Here is a 20,998-nt window from a genome sequence, read left to right on the forward strand (position 1 = left end):
TGAACGCGACATTATAAGTGGACGCAGATAACGTGCAAGCTTAAGGCTTGCTTTTCCGCATTTTGCCCCTATAAATGGGCGCAATTACATTGAATTTTTGATCTGATGCGATGTGCATCAGGTGTGAGGAGAAGTTATGTCTACCAACTCATCTCAACCTGTCGGTCTTGAGGGCGTCAAAAATATTATCGCTGTCGCTTCTGGTAAAGGCGGTGTAGGTAAATCTACCACGACGGTTAACTTAGCATTAGCCATGGCTAAACTGGGCCACAAAGTGGGCATATTAGATGCGGATATTTATGGTCCAAGCCAAGGTTTGTTACTTGGCTTTGATGCACAAACGCGCCCGCAAGTTCGTGATGAAAAGTACTTTGTGCCGCCTGTTGCCCATGGCATAAAAGTCATGTCTATGGCGTTCCTAACGACTAGCGAAACACCTATGGCGTGGCGTGGACCGATGGCAACGGGTGCCTTGATGCAGATTCTGACGCAAACAGACTGGCAAGAATTGGATTACTTGTTCGTTGATATGCCGCCAGGCACAGGTGATATCCAGTTGACCATGTCGCAGAAAGTGCCAGTGACGGGATCCGTGATTGTGACGACACCACAGGACATTGCTCTGTTAGATGCTCGTCGTGGTATCGAGATGTTCCGCAAGGTGAATATTCCTGTGTTGGGTGTTGTGGAGAACATGTCGACGCATATTTGTTCAAATTGCGGCCATGCAGAAGCGATCTTTGGCGAAGAAGGTGGGAAACAGCTTGCAGAAGAATATGGCGTATCTGAACTGGGTAAACTGCCATTGAGCCTCTCGATTCGAAAATTGGCGGATTCTGGGGCGCCAACAGTATTAAGTGAGCCGGATTCGGACGAAGCGGCCATTTATCTGTCGATTGCTGAAAAGGTTGGTGCTACTCTTGCGTCCCGTTCTGAACATTTCACTATGCCTGAGATTGGCATGAGCGATGATTGAGGTACCCCATGCGACTGTGTGACCGTGACATTATCCAAGCTTTAGATGATGGTGTCATTTCGATTGAACCGCGCCCTGATAACGCTGTTATCAGTGGTGTTTCTTGTGATTTGCGCTTAGGCAATTCATTTCGCGTCTTTCAGGGGCATCCTGCGCCGTATTTAGACCTAAGTGGCCCGAAAGAAGACTTGAATGCCGCGATTGAATCCGTCATGAGTGAAGAGATTGTCGTTGAAGAAGACAAGCCGTTTTTCATTCATCCAGGAGAGTTGGTGCTAGGTGTCACACTTGAGTCGGTGACGTTGCCTGACAACTTGGTTGGTTGGTTAGATGGTCGCTCTTCGCTAGCGCGTCTTGGTCTGATGGTTCACGTGACAGCCCATCGTATTGATCCAGGTTGGAGTGGTGCGATTGTGTTGGAGTTTTTGAATGGCGGTAAGTTACCGATTGCATTGCGCCCAGGTATGACCATCGGCGCGATCAACTTCGAAACCATGTCTGGATCAGCGGACCGACCTTACAACAAGCGTGATAATGCTAAGTATCGTGGTCAGCATTCTGCGGTAGGCAGCCGTATTAGTGGAGACCAATAAACACAGGTTTTTCACTTTCATAACATAAAGTGCAAGAAAAGAAGAAGGTGTCGTTATCGTGCTGTTTTTAGGCGTTTATCGACATCATCTTTCGTGGTTTGAGCGCTACCTTCTCGGGTGCGATAAAAACAATAAAACCACACTTGTTACAGGAGTACTTTATGTCTCAATCCTCCAACCGCGGCGTCGTCTACAAAGGCCCAGGAAAAGTCGCAGTCGAGTCCATCCCATTCCCAGATCTTGCTCTGGGCGATCGTAAATGTAATCACGGCGTCATTCTAAAAGTTCTTACCACCAATATTTGTGGCAGTGATCAGCACATGGTGCGTGGTCGTACCACTGCGCCTGAAGGTCTGGTATTAGGCCATGAAATCACCGGGATCATCCTTGAGAAAGGCGATGATGTTGAATTCCTAGAAGTTGGTGACATCGTATCGGTGCCTTTCAACATTGCTTGTGGTCGCTGTCGTAACTGTAAGGCAGGGATGACGGGGATTTGTCTTAATGTGAACCCTGCACGTCCAGGGGCGGCTTACGGCTACGTTGATATGGGCGGTTGGGTTGGAGGTCAATCTGACTATGTGATGGTGCCATACGCAGACTTTAACTTGCTTAAATTCCCTGACAAAGACCAAGCCAAAGAGAAAATTGCCGATCTGACATTACTATCAGATATCTTTCCAACGGGTTTCCACGGCTGTGTCACAGCAGGGGTGGGTCCAGGCTCTACCGTTTACATCGCAGGTGCAGGTCCAGTTGGTCTAGCGGCAGCGGTTTCTGCTCAGCTTCTTGGGGCTGCATGTGTCATCGTTGGTGACATGATTGAAGATCGTCTGGCGCAAGCTCGTAGTTTCGGCTGTGAAACCATTGATTTGCGCCAAGAAGGTGATATGGAAGACAAGCTAGAAGTCATTCTTGGTGAGCGTGAAGTCGATTGTTTTGTTGATTGTGTCGGCTTTGAAGCGCACGGTTGTGGTTGTAACTCGCACAAAGAAGCGCCAGCTACGGTGTTAAACTCGGCGATGCAAATTACACGAGCGGGCGGCCAGATTGGTATCCCAGGTTTGTATGTGACGGATGACCCAGGTGCCGAAGATGAAGCGGCGAAAGTGGGCGCGTTAAGTATGCGCTTTGGTTTAGGCTGGGCTAAATCGCATTCCTTCCATACGGGGCAATGTCCAGTAATGAAATACCATCGCTCTCTAATGCAGGCGATTTTGTTTGATAAAGTAAAAATTGCCGACGCTGTTAACGTACAGATGATCACGTTAGATCAAGCGCCACAAGGTTACGCTGATTTTGATGGCGGTGCAGCGAAGAAATTTGTTATGGACCCTCATGGTGAGTTTGTTGTCTAGCAGATAGCGCTTGCAATGCAGTGAAATGCCACGTCAGTTCGATGAGCTGACGTGGCATTTTTGTATTAGGCGATAAAAATCTTTTGCTACTATTGAAACATCGGTCAGGCATCGCTATGTAGCCGTAATGTTGTTTTGAAAAAGGAACAGTACATGAATGTAGTGAATGGTTTTAATGCAGAATACCAAGACGAAGAGATAACTCTAGAGGATGTTGAGCGACTGGAAGGCGATGTCTTGCTTGAGTTTGGTACCCCATGGTGTGGCTATTGTAAAAAAGCTCAGCCCCTATTGTCTGAGGTAATGGATGATTTCTTGGATGTGCAGCATGTTAAGGTTGTGGATGGTAAGGGGAAGCGTCTTGGCCGACATTATCAGGTCAAGCTTTGGCCAACCCTAATCGCCTTGCAAGATGGCAAAGAGGTCGGGCGAGTTGTACGCCCCGATTCCGAAGAAGAGATTCGAAAATTATTAGACGTTTAGTGCGTCAAACATGAGTAAAACATGCGATTTCAAGGCATTAAAGTAAATGTAATAACCGGCTTTTTAGGTGCTGGTAAGACGACTGTTATAAAAAATTTGTTAGCCGGTGTGCCTCAGCATGAAAAGTGGGCGGTATTGGTAAATGAATTCGGAGAAGTGGGCATAGATGGAGACTTGCTGAAACAAGATGGGGTTGCCATTAAGCAAGTGCCAGGGGGCTGTTTATGCTGTGTGACCTCGGCCGCGTTTTCAGTCGGTTTAAACGAGTTAATCAAACAAGCCCAACCAGATCGTATAATCATTGAGCCAACAGGTATTGGGCACCCTCATCAAATTGTCGAACAGTTAAGTGCGGACCATTATCGTGATGTATTGGACATCCGTGGTACGGTCTGTTTGATGGATGCGCGTAATCTCTCCGATCCGCGTTACTTAGGCCATCCGGCATTTTTTGATCAAATAGACGATGCAGACGTTCTGATCGGCAGCAAAGCAGATTTGTACGATGATTCTCAAGAGCAGCGCTTTTTGGATTTTGCTAAGCAGTTCGCCGCGTCGAAATCCGTCATTGCATTAAGTTCAAATGGGCAATGTGATCCGGCTTGGCTTGATCTCCCGCGAGCAAGTCACAACTCTCACCACGACCACGACCACGACCACGACCACGACCACGACCACGACCACGACCACGACCACGCTAAGGTATTTCAGAGTCAGCCTGTAGCAGGAGTGACTTGTTACCTAAAACGAGAACAGGGAATGGCGAGTGTAGGTTGGATTGCAGAATCGAGCTGGTCAATCGATGATGAGCGATTTGAACAGTTTCTTGCCCTGATAAAAATGTTGCCAAATTTCTGGCGCTTCAAAGGTGTATTACGTCTAGAAAGTCAGTTTGAGTTAATTAATGTTACGCAAGGAGAGAGTCGAAGATCTCCGCAAAATGAGAGCCTAGAGTCGAGATTTGAATGCATTTTCGCAGACGATGCTAACTTTGAAGAAAATCTACTAGAGCTTCAGAAACTCTTATTTTAGTTCATTCATTGCACGCCAATTTAGCTCTTTGAGTGTTGTTGTCAGTCATCTATGGCGCGTTTTGTTATTCAACTTGCTTTGAAATGTTATTGAGGGAAAAGCGCTTTTCGACAACGCTTAATGCATGTTGTTGAACAAACTTTCCGCATAAAAATAATATCGAGGTGAGTGTCATGCCTGACTACAAAGCGCCCATACGCGACCTAAAATTTATTACTGACGAAGTGCTTGGAATCCATCAGCACTATGCCTCTCTAGCGGGAGCTGAAGAGGCCACTCCAGACATGGTGGATGCCATTGTTGAGGAAGGCGCGAAATTCGCAGAACGTGTCTTAGCGCCTTTGAATCAAATCGGTGATCAGCAGGGATGTCATTTCGACAACGGTGTTGTCACAACCCCCGAAGGCTTTAAAGAAGCTTATCAACAGTACGTCGAAAGCGGCTGGCCATCTTTATCTCATCACACAGACGTTGGCGGTCAAGGTTTGCCAGAGTCTCTAGGGATGATGGTGACAGAGTTTGTCGCAACCGCTAACTGGGCTTGGAGTATGTACCCTGGCCTAAGTCATGGGGCGATGAACACGCTTGAACTGCACGGCACTGACGAACAAAAACAATCCTACCTTACCAAACTGGTTACTGGTGAATGGACAGGCACCATGTGTCTGACTGAGCCTCATTGTGGTACTGATCTTGGGATGCTGAAGACGAAAGCGACACCTAACGATGATGGTAGCTACAGTCTGTCAGGTACCAAGATCTTCATTTCAGCTGGTGAACACGATATGGCAGAAAATATTGTCCACATCGTATTGGCCCGTCTGCCAGATGCGCCTGCTGGCACAAAAGGTATCTCCCTATTCATTGTGCCAAAATTCAATGTCACAGAGTCGGGTGAGGTGGGCGAACGCAATGCTGTGCATTGTGGTTCGATTGAACACAAGATGGGGATCCACGGTAATGCGACCTGTGTCATGAACTTTGATGGCGCAAAAGGTTTCTTAATTGGGCCGCCAAATAAAGGTCTAAACTGTATGTTTACCTTTATGAATACCGCTCGTCTAGGAACAGCGTTACAAGGTTTGGCGCATACAGAGTGGGCTTACCAAAATTCATTGGCTTATGCCAAAGATCGTCTTCAAATGCGCTCGCTGTCTGGTCCAAAAGCGCCAGATAAAGCGGCTGATCCAATTATTGTTCACCCAGATGTGCGTCGTATGCTGCTCACTCAAAAAGCCTTTGCTGAGGGCGGTCGAGCGATGATTCATTATTGTTCGATGCTAGTAGATAAGGTGAAAGCAGGTAGCGATGCTGAGAAAGAAGAAGCGGAAACGCTATTGTCTTTGCTGACACCAATTGCGAAAGCATTCTTGACGGAAACAGGCTTCGAATCCGCAAACCAAGGTCTGCAAGTTTTCGGTGGACATGGCTACATAGCTGATTGGGGGATGGAGCAAAACGTTCGTGATTGTCGAATTTCCATGCTGTATGAAGGTACGACAGGTATCCAAGCGCTTGATTTGTTAGGTCGTAAAGTGCTGATGACTCAAGGTGCAACGCTCAAGGCATTCACTAAAATCATCCACAAATTCTGTAAAGCGAATGACGACAAAGCGCTCAAACATCTCGTTAAGCCACTCGCGGCCTTGAACAAAGAGTGGGGCGATCTCACCCTTAAAGTGGGTATGAAGGCCATGAAAAACCGCGAAGAGGTGGGTGCGGCATCAGTCGATTACTGTATGTACTCAGGTTATGTCACGTTAGCTTACTTCTGGGCACGTATGGCACAAGTAGCGCAGCAGAAGCTTGCCGAAGGTACTACGGAAGAGGCTTTCTACAAAGCGAAATTACAAACAGCGAACTTCTATTTTGATCGTATTTTGCCGCGAACCAAAGCGCACGCAGAGATGATTCTAGCAGGGTCAGATAGCTTGATGTCGATGGACGAAGAGCAATTCTTTTTACGCTAATTAAGCGGAGGTAATGTTTATGAGTAATGCAAAAGATATTTTCGATACCATGCTAACGCGCTTTGATCAGAGCGCAGCTTCTGAAATGGATGCTATATTTCAATTTGAGCTAGACGATGCTGATCCTTACTTTGTCACCATTGCTGATGGTGCGGCAACGTTAGAGCAGGGTGAGCATGATGATGCGACAGTAACCTTGGGTATGGATACGGATACCTTGTCAGAGGTGATGTCCGGTGAGCTTGATGGTATGCAAGCTTTCATGCAAGGGAAAATTCGGGCGGACGGTGATATTATGTTGGCAACCAAGTTGACTGAAATATTTCCTACCCCGTGATGAACTTTGCCACCTGCATGGCATCACATTGATTAAGTGAATTTTATGTCTCCATATAACGACAATAACGGAGAAGCTTTATGCTGAACAACGATGTAGCGACACCTCAAAATTTGGAACCAGGCAGCTACATCCCTGATGAATTAAACCCTAGAGGGTTTGAATCGGTAGTGGATGTACTGGCTGATGCCAGTAAACGTTTTACCAATTTACCTGCTTTTACCAGCGTTGGTTGTACCCTAACTTATGGGGAGCTTAAGCAGAAAGCCGATGCGTTCACTGCTTACTTGCAACGGCACACAGACTTAAAACCTGGTGATCGTATTGCGGTTCAGCTACCAAATGTTGTTCAGTTTCCCGTTGTCGTTTTTGGTGCCATGCAGGCTGGCTTGATTGTTGTAAACACCAACCCACTCTATACACCGAAAGAATTAGAGCATCAGTTCAATGATGCGGGTGTGAAAGCGGTGGTAGTGTTTGCCAACATGGCGGCAAATGTTGAAAAGATCATTGCTAAAACCCAAATTTCTCATGTGTTGATTACTGAAATCGCCGATTTTCACCGACCAGTAAAACGGCTTCTCATCAACTCAATCGTCAAACACGTGAAAAAAATGGTACCGGCTTACAACTTGCCTCAATCTGTTTCCTTGAATGATGCGATTGCACTAGGAGCCAAAAGCCGCCCTGATATCATGACGCTAAATCGAACAGATTTAGCAGTGCTGCAATATACCGGGGGGACGACAGGTGTTGCCAAGGGTGCGATGCTTACCCACGCCAACTTGATTTCCAACATGCATCAGTTGAAAAACCGCTTGGATCACTTGTTGGAGGAAGGTAACGAAACCTTCATTGCACCACTGCCTCTGTACCATATTTATGCCTTCCTAATTCACGCCATGACCTTGGTGGAATATGGGGCTCATACAATCCTGATCCCAAACCCAAGAGATTTGCCAAACTTTGTCAAAGAGCTCAACAAGTGGAAGTTCACTGGCTTTATTGGTTTGAACACCCTGTTCGCGGGTCTTTGTAACCGCGAAGATTTTGCAAAAGTAGACTTTTCGTCATTAAAGCTTACTGCATCAGGTGGGATGCCTCTTACACATGCCGCTGCAGATCGTTGGAAAAGTGTTACAGGCTGTACCGTATCGGAGGGCTATGGTCTAACCGAAACCTCTCCTGTCGTGGCATTTAACCCGATTGGGAAAGAGCAAATTGGTACCATCGGGTTGGCCGTTGATTGCACCGACATTCGTATCATTGATGACAATGGAAACGACGTTGGGCCTGGCGAGCCAGGTATGCTGTGTGTAAAAGGCCCGCAGGTGATGAAAGGATACTGGCATCGTGAGCAGGCCACTCAGGATGTTATGACTCCAGATGGGTTCTTGATCACTGGAGATGTCGCCACGCAACAAGCTGATGGCTATTTAAGCATTGTTGATCGAGCCAAAGACTTGATTATCGTATCTGGATTTAATGTCTACCCAACCGAAGTTGAGGATGTCATCACGCAGCATCCTGACGTACTAGAAGCTGCTGCCATCGGTGTTGAGGATGATAAAACAGGTGAGGCGGTGAAGGCTTTCCTAGTGTTGAAAGACGGTGCGCAGATGGATGAGAAAGCTATGTATGCTTTCTGTAAGGAAAACCTTGCGGCTTATAAGGTGCCTAGACAGTACGAAGTTCGCAAAGAATTACCAAAGACCAATGTTGGTAAGATTCTGCGCCGAGCATTGAGAGAGCCGGAACACTAGAGCCGGAACACTAAGGAGTGTCCTTATGACAGAGGCTATTCAAGAATCCGTTAGCAATGGTGTTCAGGTTGTCTTGTTAAATCGCCCTGACAAGAAGAACGCCATCACTGTCGATATGTATCAGGCAATGAGCGATGTGCTTCATCAAGCCGAGCTGCGCGATGAGATTAAGGTCACGATCATCGCAGGTGCAGGTCCTGACTTCTCGGCTGGCAACGATATCAATGATTTTGTTGAAATTGCTCGCTCTCCTGAGAAAATGGCGTCTGTCATGTCCTTTTTGCAAGCGCTAACCTCTTACAAAAAGCCCCTTATTGGCTGCGTGGAAGGTTGGGCGGTTGGTGTCGGTGCGACTATGATGCTGCATTGCGATATGGTGTTTGCGGCCAAGAATACTCAATTTGTCTTTCCATTCGTGCAGCTTGGTCTTGTTCCAGAAGCAGCATCGAGCTTTCTTCTTCCAAAGATAGTAGGGCATCAAAGAGCCTTTGAGATGCTGATGTTTGGCGAGGCAATTAGCGCCGAAACGGCATACCAGTGGGGAATGGTTAACCATCTTTGTGAGCCGAAAGAGTCTCTGGATTTGGCAAACCTGTATGCTCAGAAGTTATGTCAGTTACCAACAGAGGCAGTGCTCTTGTCTAAGGATTTGCTCAAGTGCCGTGCTATGGATGATATCCAGATGGCGCTGATGCGCGAGGGAAAGATCTTTAAAGATCGGCTGGTGTCTGATGAAGCTCAGCAACAGTTTTATAAGTTTTTAAAAAAAGAAAGCTAAAAACTGGCCGTTTTACAAAACTTAACTATATTTAAATATACACCTTAGAGTGTATATGACTCTGAACTTCAACGACTGGTTTCGCCGACCTAATTTACGCCCTAGTAAGCCTGACTTATTAGGGCGTTTTTGTATCTGAAGAGGCAGAAAATGTCATAGCTTGCCATAAAATGTCATTAAACAGAGTCTTTTTTGTTATTGAGGAAAGACGCTATCACTCTAAGCTTAAAGGACATAAATTCACGATTGTTTTCGTGACTCAAAAAACGCTCTAAGGCCATAAAAATAAGAGGTGGAGGCGATTATGAAGTTCGAAGGAAACACGCTTCGAGTGCAGACCAATGAGGTTGGCATTGCGACCCTGACATTGGATTTGAAGGACAGTTCTGTCAATAAATTTGGCTCACAGGCGCTAGCAGAGCTTGCTCAAGCAGTTGAGCTGTTACAGCAAGATTCATCGGTTAAAGGCTTGCTAATTAGCAGCGCAAAAGATGCCTTTGTAGTCGGGGCCGATATTACCGAGTTTATGGGATGGTTCCAGCTTGAAGAGGACGCACTGGCACAAAAGCTACGTGATGCCCACAATATTTTTACTTCCTTATCTAACCTACCTTTTCCTACTGTTGCCGCCGTTAATGGTTTGGCGTTAGGCGGTGGTTTTGAGCTTTGTTTGGCATGTGATTACCGTGTGATGGCAGATTCTGCGAAAGTTGGTTTACCTGAAACACAGCTTGGTATTTATCCTGGTTGGGGTGGCACAGTCCGTTTACCGCGTCTCATTGGTGTGGACAACGCCTGTGAGTGGATTTGTGGTGGTCAGCAGAAACGCAGTGCTGACGCAATGAAAGACGGAGCAGTGGATGCTGTGGTCGCCGCAGCGAATGTGGTTTCATCAGCAGAACATTTATTGCAACAAGTGCTGGATGGAAAGCTGGATTACCAAGCTCGCCGTGAGCGCCTTCAAGCGGCAATGGAATTTTCCCCTATCGAAAAAATGATGATCTTTGAGTCTGTTCGTGCCGTGGTCGGTGCAAAAGCAGGCCGTCATTACCCTGCGCCGATGGAAGCTATTAAGTCGGTTGAGAAGGGGATTTTCCAAACGATTGATAAAGCCATCGAAACTGAGATCAAAGGTTTCGTGAAAATGGCGAAATCTCCTGTTGCTCGTTCCTTAGTCGGTCTATTTTTGAACGATCAGCTGGTTAAAAAGACGGCTTCTAAATACACCAAAGGGGTTGAGCCTGTTAGCCATGCTGCTGTATTGGGCGCGGGTATCATGGGGGGCGGAATCGCTTACCAGTCTGCTTCTAAAGGGACACCAATTGTCATGAAAGACATTCGCCAAGAGGCGCTTGATCTTGGTATGAATGAAGCGAGTAAACTGTTTGGTAAGCAGGTCGAGCGCGGCAAACTAAGCAGTGAAAAAGCCATGCAGGGGCTTGGTAAGATTACCCCTGTTTTAAGCTACGGAGAGGTGTCTGCTGTTGACCTAGTGGTCGAAGCGGTAGTGGAAAACCCAAAAATCAAACAGTCGGTATTGGCGGAAACGGAGGCGCAGCTCAAAGAAGGCGCTATCCTGGCTTCTAATACTTCAACTATCTCTATCACACACTTGGCTGAAGCTCTGAAGCATCCAGAAAATTTCTGTGGTATGCACTTCTTTAACCCAGTTCACCGTATGCCACTAGTAGAGGTGATTCGCGGGGAGAAAACTTCTGAAGCAACCATCGCTAAGACTGTTGCTTATGCTCAAGCGTTAGGTAAAACGCCGATCGTGGTGAATGATTGCCCTGGATTCCTAGTCAACCGAGTGCTGTTCCCATATTTCGCAGGTTTCTCTGCACTGTTGAAAGACGGAGCGGATTATCAAGCGGTTGATAAGGTGATGGAGCGCTTTGGCTGGCCGATGGGACCTGCTTACTTACTTGATGTCGTTGGCATTGATACAGCGTATCACGCGGATCAAGTGATGGCAGATGGTTTCCCAGATCGTATGGGACATGATGGTGAGAATGCGATTGACCGCTTCTATGCTTTAAAACGTTTCGGGCAGAAATCCGGCAGCGGTTTTTATCAATACGAAGCAGACCGCAAAGGTAAACCAAAGAAATTAGCCTCGGCTGAGGCACAAGAGTTGATTCAGTCGCTACATGGCGAGCATCAAACATTCGCAGATGAAGAAATCATTGCGCGTATGATGATTCCTCTCTGTATCGAAACCGCACGTTGCTTAGAAGAAAACATTGTCGCTTCAGCGGCGGAAGCGGATATGGGATTGGTGTATGGCATTGGTTTCCCTCCATACCTTGGTGGCGCTTTGCATTACATGGATCAAATGGGATTGGCAGCATTTTGTGAAATGGCTGACCGTTTTAAACACCTTGGTAAGTTGTATGAGCCAACGCAAGCAATGCGTGCTATGGCTGCAGAACAACGTACTTACCATCAATACTAATCCCAATTGGACAATAGGAGTTTCGAGATGAAATTAAATCCAAATGATGCAGTGATCGTCGATGCGGTGCGTTCTCCAATGGGGAAATCAAAAAATGGTGCCTTTCGACATGTACGATCTGAAAATTTATCCGCTGAGCTAGTCAAAGCACTACTAGCTCGACACCCTGAAGTGTCACCAGCAAGTATTGAGGATCTGATCTGGGGTTGTGTAAACCAAACCCTCGAGCAAGGTTTCAACATGGCGCGTGCAGTGGCCTTGTTATCAGGCATGCCTGTTACCACTGCGGCTCAAACCGTTAACCGTCTATGTGGTTCTTCGATGTCTGCGATTCATACGGCTGCTCAGGCCATCATGTGTGGGCAAGGTGATACCTTTGTCGTTGGTGGTGTAGAGCACATGGGGCATGTGCCGATGATGCATGGTGTTGATGTGAACCCTGAGCTGTCTAAACATATGGCCAAAGCTTCCATGATGATGGGGGTGACCGCAGAAATGTTAGGGAAAATGCACGGCGTTTCTCGTGCCGCGCAAGATGAGTTTGCAGTTCGTTCTCATCAAAGAGCTCATGATGCGACCGTCAATGGTCGATTTACAGCGGAGATTGTGCCAATTGAAGGTCATGATAGCGACGGTAACAAAACGCTTATTGAGGTAGACGAAGTTATCCGTCCAGACACTTCGCTCGAAGGTTTAGCGAATTTGCCAACGGTCTTTATGCCAAAAGGCGGTACAGTGACAGCAGGTTCATCGTCAGCCTTGTCTGATGGTGCGTCTGCCATGTTGATGATGTCGGCAGCACGTGCTCAGGAGCTAGGTTTAACACCTATTGCGCGAGTGAAAAGCATGGCGGTTGCTGGGTGCGATCCGGCGATTATGGGCTACGGACCAGTGCCAGCCACGAAAAAGGCATTTAAGCGTGCCGGTTTGTCGATCGATGATATTGGCTTAGTAGAAGTCAATGAGGCGTTTGCAGCACAATCGATTCCAGTTCTAAAAGACTTGAAACTGCTGGATAAGATGGATGATAAAGTGAACTTAAATGGTGGTGCGATTGCACTTGGCCACCCACTGGGTTGTTCTGGTGCGCGAATTTCCACCACACTATTGCATCAAATGCAGACGAAAGATGTCCAATTTGGTCTTGCAACCATGTGTATCGGCATGGGGCAGGGGATTGCGACCATATTTGAGCGCGTCTAACCCCAAAAACCAGCAGGCATCTAGCTTGCTGGTTTCTATTCCCCCGTCAGACTAGCTGATATGGTATTTGTCCTTTAATGCTTGCTGATCGGTTTTGTGTTCCTTTTTTAACTTAGCAAGAACGCACTTCGCATTAAATTTAGCTTGTTGCGAGGTCAATGAATCTGAGCTGGTATTCATCGAAACCAGTTTCAAAGAAGCCTCATAATCGTCCAAAGCCTTATCAACCTTATCTTGGTAATTTTCCTCCAAGGCATTTAACTCTTTGTAGTAACCATCGAAAGCTTGAGAAACGTTCGCCTTGTAAGAAATATAATGTACGTGAGGTGTGTGAAGCGCTGGTTTACTGGTTAAGTCTTGGGACGCTTTTAGGGTTATAACCTTATCTTGCTTTTCATCGCTTCTAGCTTGATTGGCAAATGAGAAAGATGATGTTGCGCGGCTCAATGGCTCTTCTGCGTTAGCTGGTGCCTGTGCCAATGATAAAACCAGTAAAGAAGACAGGGATCCTAAATGCTTCTTTTTAATGACGATTTTCATTGTGCTGACCTCAATTTTTAATCTCATTTGAGAGTAATTCAGACACTAAAGTCTTCGCAATAGACGGTTTAATGGTTGCACAGTGTTTTGCACTTTTAGACGAATGCCTGTTGGTTTCACACTAGCTGTTTGCATTTAATTGCACATATATTGAGCTATGATTGTGCTAGCGTCAGTCTATTCACATCTCATCTAGAGATTCATAACCGCATAGAAAATAACAAGGAATTGAGAATGGCGAATTACCCTATTTCTGGAGCCTGCCAATGTGGTGGGGTGACATATAAATTACTAGCACCACCTAAGTTGATTGCAGCTTGTCATTGTAAGGAGTGCCAGAAGTTATCAACCAGTGCATTCAGTATTACAGCCATGGTGGAGTTAAAGGATTTAGAGATCTCCGGTGAGCTTCAAGAATGGCGCAGATTGGCTGACAGTGGTAACACGTCAGTCGCAAAGTTTTGTCCAACTTGTGGCAATCGTATTTATCACTTTGATCCCAACAAGCCTAATGACATTAAGCTTAAGCCATCTACTTTAGAGGATACGTCCATTTTGCAACCATCTGTGCATATTTGGGTCAGTGAAAAGCAGGATTGGTATGAGATCCCCGAGGGTGTGAAAATTGCCCAAAAGCAGACTTGAAGCAGGCCATGAGATCAGGGCGCAATGCCCTGATTTATCATACAGTTTAAGCCACTTCGTTGGCGTCTAGGTCTTGGCGCTTTTCAACTTTATGCTGGTCCTCGTTCAGCCCCAGCTTCCAATAGCTAGAGATATAGAGGTTTTGCTTGGCAACGTCGTTGCGCTCACGGAAGTAAGCCCGTAAGGCTCTCATTGAGCTAAATTCACAGGCAGCCCATACAGCAACTGTGCCGTCTAGCCAATCCAAAGCGATAACATGGCGCAACAACGATTCACTGTCTTCCCCAGGATGGGCATTGATCACCCATTTGATGTCGATGTTTTCGGGTTTAGGCAGTGGTTGGATATCGTCTTCGCTTTGTACCTCAATAATAGCGTAGCCTTTAGCAGTATCTGGAAGCGTCGCTAGGTTGACGCTGATGGCTGGCAGTGAGGTCATATCACCAACAAACAACAGCCAATCGGCATCCTCAGAGATTAGCTTTTTAGGCCCTGGACCTCCTACCGTAATAGTGTCGCCTTGTTGCGCGTGGAGCGCCCAGTGGCAGGCAACACCGGAATCGCCGTGTACGGCAAAATCGATATCAAGTTCATCTTGGCGTTGATGGCGAATGGTATAAGTGCGCATGAGTCGGCTTCCATCAGTGGTAGGAAATACCAGTTTTACATAGCCGCTTTCTTGGTCCGCGGGGAAGTCTGTTAGAGCATCACCGCCTAGTGTTATACGGAGCATGTGCGGAGTGACGAATTGTTTACGCACGACGTGCAGGTCACGCATGGTAGGTTTCGGCATATTGCACTCCTTTTAATGGTTAGTTGCGAATGGCAATCAATCTATCTTAGAGACCTATGAAAGGCAACGAAACAGAGTGTTGCGCGTATTACCCGAAACATAGAGGGAGGCGCCATTCCTCTATTTTTCAGCAATACTTATTAGTATAGCGCTTTTGTTTTTTCGATATTCTGGCAAAATCAGCGCCACAATAATAAGTGAAAACAATCCCCCCGAAATAAGGTTCTCTATGCAAACGTTATTGCGCACCATTTACGATGATGTCAAACCGCTCGTTGGTCAGGGTAAAGTGGCAGATTATATTCCAGCGCTTGCCAGTGTTAACCCCCATCAATTTGGTATTGCTATCTACAGTAATCAAGGTGAGTTATTCCAAATTGGCGACGCCGATGTTCCTTTCTCCATCCAAAGTATCTCCAAAGTGTTTAGTTTGACCTTGGCAATCAAACACTATGGCGCGGACATGTGGCAGCGAGTAGGGCGAGAGCCTTCTGGTTTGCCATTTAACTCTTTGGTGCAGCTAGAGTATGAGAATGGTATTCCAAGAAACCCATTTATCAATGCAGGTGCGATTGTCGTCAGTGATATGAATCAATCACGTTTTGCCTCACCGCATTACGCTATGCGTGAGTTTGTTAGGCGACTTTCAGGTAATCCGGATTTAAAAACTGATCAAGTAGTAGCTGACTCTGAATACGAGTTTAGGCATCGTAATGCTGCCATGGCTTATTTAATGCAATCTTATGGGAATTTTGAGAACTCGGTTGAAGAAGTGCTTAAAAGCTATTTTTCAAATTGCGCTCTAAGAATGAGCTGCGTTGACTTGGCTAAAGCTTTTAATTTCCTTGCCAATAAGGGCTATTGCTCGATCAGCAAAGAGCAGGTAATTAGTGAACAAGAAGCGCGCCAAGTGAATGCATTGATGGCCACCAGTGGCATGTACGATGAGGCGGGCAGTTTTGCCTTTCAAGTAGGATTGCCAGGCAAGAGTGGGGTTGGCGGAGGTATTGTTGCGATTGTACCGAACCGTTTTTCAATTTGCGTTTGGTCACCAGCACTTAATAAAGTCGGGAATTCCAGCGCAGGTGTTGCTGCACTGGAATCAATGACTAAGCATATTGGTTGGTCAGTTTATTAGTTATTTAGCTTAGCTGAAGCATTGTAATGGACACGTGGCCGTTGGAGGACTTGGCCTCATACATGGCTTTATCCGCTGCCGAAACCAATTGAGCTAAGCTGGCATGTCGACCACGGAAGGTGACAATGCCTATACTGGCTTGAATATTTAATGTTTCAGCGCCAATGTAAAAAGGCTCCTTGAGTACGTCGATAATGGTTTGTGCTGTGGCGACGGCCTTCTCTTCGGTACTGAGGTGTTGTTGTAAGATCAAAAACTCGTCTCCCCCGAATCGAGCGATGTGACAATCGTCACTGACAAAGCTCTGCAGGCGATAGCCCACTTCTTTTAAGATGGCATCGCCTTTGTTATGTCCAAAATTGTCGTTAATGCTTTTGAAGTTATTTAGGTCGAGAAACATGATGGCAAACAAATGTTCTTGACTGGCGAGCTGATTTTGCTGATTAAAATGGTCGTCGAATGCAAGTCGATTATCGAGCCCTGTTAAAGAGTCCTTATAAGCTAAACTGGACAATTGGCTACGTTCGGCAATGTCTTTGCTCGCATCTTCTAGACGCCAGACACATAAGCGAACGCCATCCTGCTGTACTTGTGTTTGCTCAGCTTTAATCACAGCACGGTTGAAAGCGAGTGAGGATAATTGGTGGTAGTTTTCATAGTCTGGATGAGGTTCGATGTACTCACCGAATTTGTGCTGTTTTACGGTGTCGATATCGATCCCAAGCAGCTCCGTGAATCTCGGGTTAGCTTGCCGAATGCTGCCGTCTTCAGCAGTAAACACCATGGCTGCAGGCATATCGTTAAGCAGCGCATCGACTAAAGAGCGTTCCTTTTCGAGCGTTCTGAGTCGTAAACGGTAGAGGAAGAAAGCTGCAATAAAGTTGAGCATGCCCAAAATCAGTGCGGCAGTTTGCAGTATCCGAATCTGACCTGTTTCATATCGAGCCTGTTGCTCTATTGCCAGCGCGAGGTCGTTCATTAAGTTTAATATTTGATTGTTGTTCTGCGAGAAAGCCTGATTGAGCTCTACGAATAGGGCAGGGGTTGGGGAGTCAATATAACGCAATGTGCTTTGGCGTAGTGGTACCCAGATACTCCAGGCTTGTTCAACGATGTCGTAATAAGCGCGCTTGTGGAATGTCTCTAAAGTAACGAGTTGGTTGTTTGTATCAATGGTCGAGCCACCAATGCGAAAGGCGCTTAGTGTTCGGTCAAATAGGTTGACTGTCTGAGTGAACTGGCTGAGCTGAGCTTTATTTGCAGCGCCTGGTGGCGCGTATAGAAATTCTTTCACCATTTTTTGGGAGAGCATGCGCTGGCGACCGGCTAAATTAAGCTCAATCGTCTGTACTTGAATTCGTTGTGTCAGCCATATGTTCATGCCAAGGGCTAGGCCATCGAAAACAAAAAATAAAACCACTGCATAAGTCAGAAATGGGTTTGCCTTGTTTGTTATCCAGCTCATTCATACTTCTCCATTTGACCGGTCCATGCCTGACGTAAGGCATTTATCTATTAGGCATTAACGCGAATTCCTCTGCATCAACCCCTGTCCATTAATAATAGAATGTAAGCAATAAACTGGCCAAAAAAAAGGGGACCAAAGGTCCCCTAAATGAACAACACACTATAAGTTAGTGCGGAACTATTTCGATTAGGGTTTCGCCAGGTGTAACTCGATCCCCTTTTGTGACGTGTACCCCTGCTACTTTGCCTGCAATAGGGGCTTGGATTTCGGTTTCCATTTTCATCGCTTCCGTGATGAGTACAGCTTGGCCAGCGGTGACTTCATCGCCTACGTTTACCAGTACATCCACAATGTTGCCTGGCATCGCTGTCGTAATGTCCCCTGGGCCTGATGCTTTGCCGCGTTTGTTGCCCGTGGCAGCACCGCCGTCGTATTCATTCAATGACTCGAACAGTACTTCTTCAGGCATACCGTCTAGCGTTAGGTAAATGTGACGCTTGCCTGAGTTGTCACCACCGACACCGGTGATTTCAACTTGGTATGTTTCACCATGTACATCGATCTTGAATTCCGTTGAGACACTTGCTGATGCTTTCGCTGTTCCTGCTGCGGCGATAGGTTCCAGTACTTCTGGGACCAAGGTGCCAGCTTCGCGTTGCTCAAGGAACTGCTTACCGATGTCTTGGAACATGGCGTAGGTCAGAACGTCTTCTTCAGACTTAGCCAACTCGCCGATGTCTTTACGCAAGCGCTCCATTTCAGCACCTAGCGCATCCGCAGGACGGCCCTCAATGGGCTGTTCAGAGCCGATGGCTTTGGTTCTTACTTCTGGGTTAACGGCCGCTGGTGGGTGTCCATAGCCACCTTGTAGATAGCGTTTCACTTCATTGGTGATGGTCTTGTAGCGCTCGCCTGCCAAGATGTTCATCACAGCTTGGGTTCCAACGATCTGTGAAGTTGGGGTAACAAGGGGAGGAAACCCCAAATCTTCACGGACGCGTGGAATTTCTGCGAAAACATCGCGAATGCGATCCAGCGCTTGCTGCTCTTTAAGCTGGTTAGCAAGGTTTGACATCATGCCGCCCGGTACTTGGTTGATCTGTACTGAGACGTCTTCTTTGGTGAACTCGCTTTCAAATTGGTGGTACTTCTTACGCACCTCTTTGAAGTAATCAGCGATTTCGGTCAGCAATTCTAGGTCTAAGCCAGTGTCCCATTGCGTGCCTTTAAGGGCGGCAACTTGCGACTCAGTTGCTGGGTGGCTGGTGCCAGATGCAAACGATGAAATGGCAGTATCAATGTGTTCTGCACCCGCTTCGATGGCTTTTAGCTGACACAATGGTGCTAGGCCTGCAGTCGAGTGGCTGTGTACGAACAGTGGCAGATCAACGTTTGCTTTGATCGCTTTAACTAGGTCGTATGTCGCATAAGGTGTCAGTAGACCGGCCATATCTTTGATGGCAATCGAGTCTGCGCCCATTTCTTTTAGGGCTTGAGCTTGCTCTACAAACAGATCCAGAGTGTGCACTGGGCTGGTGGTATAACAGATCGTGCCTTGTGCGTGTTTGCCTGCTTTTTTAACCGCTTTGATAGCTGTTTCTAGGTTGCGAAGGTCATTTAAAGCGTCGAAAACACGGAATACGTCGATGCCATTTTCCGCAGCTTTAGCAACAAACGCTTCGACGACATCATCTGCGTAATGGCGGTAGCCGAGTAGATTTTGTCCGCGCAGCAGCATTTGTAAGCGAGTATTTGGTAGTGCCTGACGAAGTTGACGTAGACGCTCCCATGGGTCTTCTTTTAGAAAGCGGACGCAGGCGTCGAACGTCGCGCCACCCCAAACTTCAAGGGACCAGAACCCCACAGCGTCCAGCTTGTCACAAATAGGAAGCATATCTTCGGTACGCATACGCGTGGCAATCAAAGACTGGTGTGCATCCCTTAAGATGACGTCTGTTACCTGTACTTTGCTCATTGGTTTTTCTCCTTGTTCTCTTTCTAAACGGCTGCGTGTGCAGCGATGGCTGCTGCGATGGCGAGGGCAATCTCGCTTGGCGCGCGTTTGTCAGAGTAATTCAATAGCTCAGGGTGATTCGGTACGAAGCTGGTGTTAAAGTGGCCGCTTCTGAACTCTTCATTTTTCAAAATTTCTTGGTAGTAGTTGGCGGTGGTTTTGACACCTTGCACGCGCATATCGGCTAGTGCGCGAGCGCCACGGTCCAACGCGTCTTCCCAATTCAATGCCCAGACCACTAACTTCAGACACATGGAGTCAAAGTACGGTGGAATGGTGTAACCAGTGTAAATTGCCGTATCGGTTCGAACGCCAGGGCCGCCTGGTGCGTAGTAGCGTGTAATACGACCAAAGCTCGGTAAGAAACTGTTCTTTGGGTCTTCCGCGTTGATTCGAAACTGCAGGGCAAAACCACGGTATGAAATGTCTTCTTGGCGGTAGCTCAACGGTAAGCCCGAGGCCACACGAATTTGTTCACGTACAATGTCGACACCAGTAATTTGCTCGGTAATGGTATGCTCAACCTGTACGCGGGTATTCATCTCCATAAAGTAGATGTCATTGCCCGTGACAAGGAACTCAACTGTTCCAGCATTTTCATAGCCCACTGCTTTAGCGGCTTTCACTGCAAGTTCACCAACATAAGAACGTTGCTCAGGCGTAAGCTGAGGGCTCGGGGCGATCTCGATTAGTTTTTGGTTACGGCGCTGAATAGAGCAATCGCGTTCGTATAGGTGAATCGCTTCGCCTTGGCTGTCTGCTAAAATCTGTACCTCGATGTGTTTTGGATCGACGATACATTTTTCTAAAAATACTTCGGCGGAACCAAACGCTTTGGTTGCTTCAGAAATAACGCGTGGGTATTGGTCGCGTAATTCTTTTTCGCTGTCACAGCGACGGATACCGCGTCCACCACCACCAGATGTGGCTTTTAGCATTACTGGGTAGCCAATATCGTGAGCCAGCAGTACGGCTTCATCAATATTCGCAAGGTTGTCTTCAGAGCCTGGTGTCACAGGGACACCGGCTGCGATCATACTTTTTCGAGCTTGTGTTTTATCGCCCATTTTTGCGATGACATCGGCCTTTGGGCCAATGAATGTAATGCCACGCTCTTGGCAGATTTGAGCAAACTCAGCATTCTCAGAAAGAAAGCCGTAGCCTGGGTGAATGGCATCACAGCCTGTTTCCACTGCAAGGTTTACAATGCGTCGAGCATCAAGGTAGCCAGCCAATGGGTCTTCGCCCATGCTATAAGCCTCATCGGCACGCTTAACATGCAGTGCGTGGCGGTCTGGCTCCGTGAAAATTGCTACCGAGCGAATGCCCATTTCGGCACATGCACGAACGATACGTACGGCAATTTCTCCACGGTTAGCAATCAATATTTTCTTCAGCATTTTCCTCTCCATGTGCTCAAATCAAGCATGGCAATTACAGTATTCTAAAGTT

The 20,998-nt window shown here is 47.0% G+C and carries 18 protein-coding genes; 13 read left to right on the top strand and 5 right to left on the bottom strand.

The window, feature by feature from the left end:
• The first annotated feature begins 136 nt into the window (after positions 1-136).
• The 11 genes from apbC to fadA all read left to right on the top strand — a co-directional run bounded on the left by apbC (position 137) and on the right by fadA (position 12,948).
• Complete coding sequence (gene apbC, locus C8D85_RS14260; RefSeq protein WP_211342205.1) at positions 137-976, top strand: iron-sulfur cluster carrier protein ApbC; 840 nt, start codon at positions 137-139, stop codon at positions 974-976.
• An 8-nt stretch (positions 977-984) separates the two neighbouring features.
• Positions 985-1,569, top strand: a complete 585-nt coding sequence (dcd, locus tag C8D85_RS14265) for a dCTP deaminase (RefSeq protein WP_133563908.1) — start codon at positions 985-987, stop codon at positions 1,567-1,569.
• Positions 1,570-1,730: 161 nt separating this feature from the next.
• Positions 1,731-2,927, top strand: a complete 1,197-nt coding sequence (gene fdhA, locus C8D85_RS14270) for a formaldehyde dehydrogenase, glutathione-independent (RefSeq protein ID WP_133563910.1) — start codon at positions 1,731-1,733, stop codon at positions 2,925-2,927.
• Positions 2,928-3,080: 153 nt separating this feature from the next.
• On the top strand, positions 3,081-3,410 hold the full coding sequence (locus C8D85_RS14275; protein WP_133563912.1) for a thioredoxin family protein: 330 nt from the start codon (positions 3,081-3,083) through the stop codon (positions 3,408-3,410).
• A gap of 21 nt (positions 3,411-3,431) precedes the next feature.
• Complete coding sequence (locus tag C8D85_RS14280) at positions 3,432-4,442, top strand: CobW family GTP-binding protein (protein ID WP_133563914.1); 1,011 nt, start codon at positions 3,432-3,434, stop codon at positions 4,440-4,442.
• A 173-nt stretch (positions 4,443-4,615) separates the two neighbouring features.
• The gene (locus tag C8D85_RS14285) at positions 4,616-6,412 is read left to right on the top strand and encodes an acyl-CoA dehydrogenase C-terminal domain-containing protein (RefSeq protein WP_133563916.1); all 1,797 of its coding nucleotides are present in this window, start codon (positions 4,616-4,618) and stop codon (positions 6,410-6,412) included.
• A gap of 19 nt (positions 6,413-6,431) precedes the next feature.
• Positions 6,432-6,749 carry an SCP2 sterol-binding domain-containing protein gene (locus tag C8D85_RS14290; RefSeq protein WP_133563918.1) on the top strand — a complete coding sequence of 106 codons (318 nt, stop codon included), beginning with the start codon at positions 6,432-6,434 and terminating at the stop codon, positions 6,747-6,749.
• Positions 6,750-6,829: 80 nt separating this feature from the next.
• A complete protein-coding gene (locus C8D85_RS14295; RefSeq protein WP_133563919.1) occupies positions 6,830-8,512 on the top strand; it encodes an AMP-binding protein in 1,683 nt (560 codons plus the stop codon).
• A gap of 25 nt (positions 8,513-8,537) precedes the next feature.
• A complete protein-coding gene (locus tag C8D85_RS14300) occupies positions 8,538-9,290 on the top strand; it encodes an enoyl-CoA hydratase-related protein (protein WP_133563921.1) in 753 nt (250 codons plus the stop codon).
• A 304-nt stretch (positions 9,291-9,594) separates the two neighbouring features.
• Positions 9,595-11,745 carry a fatty acid oxidation complex subunit alpha FadB gene (gene fadB, locus C8D85_RS14305; RefSeq protein ID WP_133563923.1) on the top strand — a complete coding sequence of 717 codons (2,151 nt, stop codon included), beginning with the start codon at positions 9,595-9,597 and terminating at the stop codon, positions 11,743-11,745.
• 27 nt (positions 11,746-11,772) lie between these two features.
• Positions 11,773-12,948: an acetyl-CoA C-acyltransferase FadA gene (gene fadA, locus C8D85_RS14310; RefSeq protein WP_133563925.1), complete on the top strand. Its 1,176-nt coding sequence runs from the start codon at positions 11,773-11,775 to the stop codon at positions 12,946-12,948.
• 51 nt (positions 12,949-12,999) lie between these two features.
• Here fadA and C8D85_RS14315 read toward each other — a convergent pair whose 3' ends face one another.
• Positions 13,000-13,488, bottom strand: a complete 489-nt coding sequence (locus C8D85_RS14315; RefSeq protein WP_133563927.1) for a hypothetical protein — start codon at positions 13,486-13,488, stop codon at positions 13,000-13,002.
• Between the two features lie 234 nt (positions 13,489-13,722).
• On the opposite strand from C8D85_RS14315, the gene C8D85_RS14320 reads away from it, so the two are divergent.
• The gene (locus tag C8D85_RS14320; RefSeq protein WP_133563929.1) at positions 13,723-14,133 is read left to right on the top strand and encodes a GFA family protein; all 411 of its coding nucleotides are present in this window, start codon (positions 13,723-13,725) and stop codon (positions 14,131-14,133) included.
• Between the two features lie 46 nt (positions 14,134-14,179).
• On the opposite strand, the gene C8D85_RS14325 is transcribed toward C8D85_RS14320, so the two are convergent.
• A complete protein-coding gene (locus C8D85_RS14325; RefSeq protein ID WP_133563931.1) occupies positions 14,180-14,926 on the bottom strand; it encodes a siderophore-interacting protein in 747 nt (248 codons plus the stop codon).
• A gap of 229 nt (positions 14,927-15,155) precedes the next feature.
• On the opposite strand from C8D85_RS14325, the gene glsB reads away from it, so the two are divergent.
• Positions 15,156-16,064: a glutaminase B gene (gene glsB / locus C8D85_RS14330; protein ID WP_133563933.1), complete on the top strand. Its 909-nt coding sequence runs from the start codon at positions 15,156-15,158 to the stop codon at positions 16,062-16,064.
• Positions 16,065-16,068: 4 nt separating this feature from the next.
• Here glsB and C8D85_RS14335 read toward each other — a convergent pair whose 3' ends face one another.
• From C8D85_RS14335 to C8D85_RS14345, 3 genes are all read right to left on the bottom strand, one after another.
• The gene (locus C8D85_RS14335; protein WP_133563936.1) at positions 16,069-17,529 is read right to left on the bottom strand and encodes a diguanylate cyclase domain-containing protein; all 1,461 of its coding nucleotides are present in this window, start codon (positions 17,527-17,529) and stop codon (positions 16,069-16,071) included.
• Positions 17,530-17,698: 169 nt separating this feature from the next.
• On the bottom strand, positions 17,699-19,507 hold the full coding sequence (gene oadA, locus C8D85_RS14340) for a sodium-extruding oxaloacetate decarboxylase subunit alpha (RefSeq protein ID WP_133563939.1): 1,809 nt from the start codon (positions 19,505-19,507) through the stop codon (positions 17,699-17,701).
• A 23-nt stretch (positions 19,508-19,530) separates the two neighbouring features.
• Positions 19,531-20,946 carry an acetyl-CoA carboxylase biotin carboxylase subunit gene (locus C8D85_RS14345; RefSeq protein WP_133563941.1) on the bottom strand — a complete coding sequence of 472 codons (1,416 nt, stop codon included), beginning with the start codon at positions 20,944-20,946 and terminating at the stop codon, positions 19,531-19,533.
• Positions 20,947-20,998: the final 52 nt, after the last annotated feature.

The organism is Marinomonas communis (assembly GCF_004363305.1).
Classification (GTDB): Bacteria; Pseudomonadota; Gammaproteobacteria; order Pseudomonadales; family Marinomonadaceae; genus Marinomonas; species Marinomonas communis.

Excerpts from the sequence above, each read along its gene's own strand:
- C8D85_RS14325 (WP_133563931.1), bottom strand. The coding sequence starts at position 14,926 with ATGCCGAAACCTACCATGCGTGACCTGCACGTCGTGCGTAAACAATTC.
- C8D85_RS14345 (WP_133563941.1), bottom strand. The coding sequence starts at position 20,946 with ATGCTGAAGAAAATATTGATTGCTAACCGTGGAGAAATTGCCGTACGT.
- C8D85_RS14300 (WP_133563921.1), top strand. The coding sequence starts at position 8,538 with ATGACAGAGGCTATTCAAGAATCCGTTAGCAATGGTGTTCAGGTTGTC.
- fadA (WP_133563925.1), top strand. The coding sequence starts at position 11,773 with ATGAAATTAAATCCAAATGATGCAGTGATCGTCGATGCGGTGCGTTCT.
- oadA (WP_133563939.1), bottom strand. The coding sequence starts at position 19,507 with ATGAGCAAAGTACAGGTAACAGACGTCATCTTAAGGGATGCACACCAG.
- fadB (WP_133563923.1), top strand. The coding sequence starts at position 9,595 with ATGAAGTTCGAAGGAAACACGCTTCGAGTGCAGACCAATGAGGTTGGC.
- apbC (WP_211342205.1), top strand. The coding sequence starts at position 137 with ATGTCTACCAACTCATCTCAACCTGTCGGTCTTGAGGGCGTCAAAAAT.
- C8D85_RS14290 (WP_133563918.1), top strand. The coding sequence starts at position 6,432 with ATGAGTAATGCAAAAGATATTTTCGATACCATGCTAACGCGCTTTGAT.
- C8D85_RS14295 (WP_133563919.1), top strand. The coding sequence starts at position 6,830 with ATGCTGAACAACGATGTAGCGACACCTCAAAATTTGGAACCAGGCAGC.
- C8D85_RS14275 (WP_133563912.1), top strand. The coding sequence starts at position 3,081 with ATGAATGTAGTGAATGGTTTTAATGCAGAATACCAAGACGAAGAGATA.
- fdhA (WP_133563910.1), top strand. The coding sequence starts at position 1,731 with ATGTCTCAATCCTCCAACCGCGGCGTCGTCTACAAAGGCCCAGGAAAA.
- C8D85_RS14285 (WP_133563916.1), top strand. The coding sequence starts at position 4,616 with ATGCCTGACTACAAAGCGCCCATACGCGACCTAAAATTTATTACTGAC.
- dcd (WP_133563908.1), top strand. The coding sequence starts at position 985 with ATGCGACTGTGTGACCGTGACATTATCCAAGCTTTAGATGATGGTGTC.
- glsB (WP_133563933.1), top strand. The coding sequence starts at position 15,156 with ATGCAAACGTTATTGCGCACCATTTACGATGATGTCAAACCGCTCGTT.
- C8D85_RS14320 (WP_133563929.1), top strand. The coding sequence starts at position 13,723 with ATGGCGAATTACCCTATTTCTGGAGCCTGCCAATGTGGTGGGGTGACA.
- C8D85_RS14335 (WP_133563936.1), bottom strand. The coding sequence starts at position 17,529 with ATGAGCTGGATAACAAACAAGGCAAACCCATTTCTGACTTATGCAGTG.
- C8D85_RS14280 (WP_133563914.1), top strand. The coding sequence starts at position 3,432 with ATGCGATTTCAAGGCATTAAAGTAAATGTAATAACCGGCTTTTTAGGT.
- C8D85_RS14315 (WP_133563927.1), bottom strand. The coding sequence starts at position 13,488 with ATGAAAATCGTCATTAAAAAGAAGCATTTAGGATCCCTGTCTTCTTTA.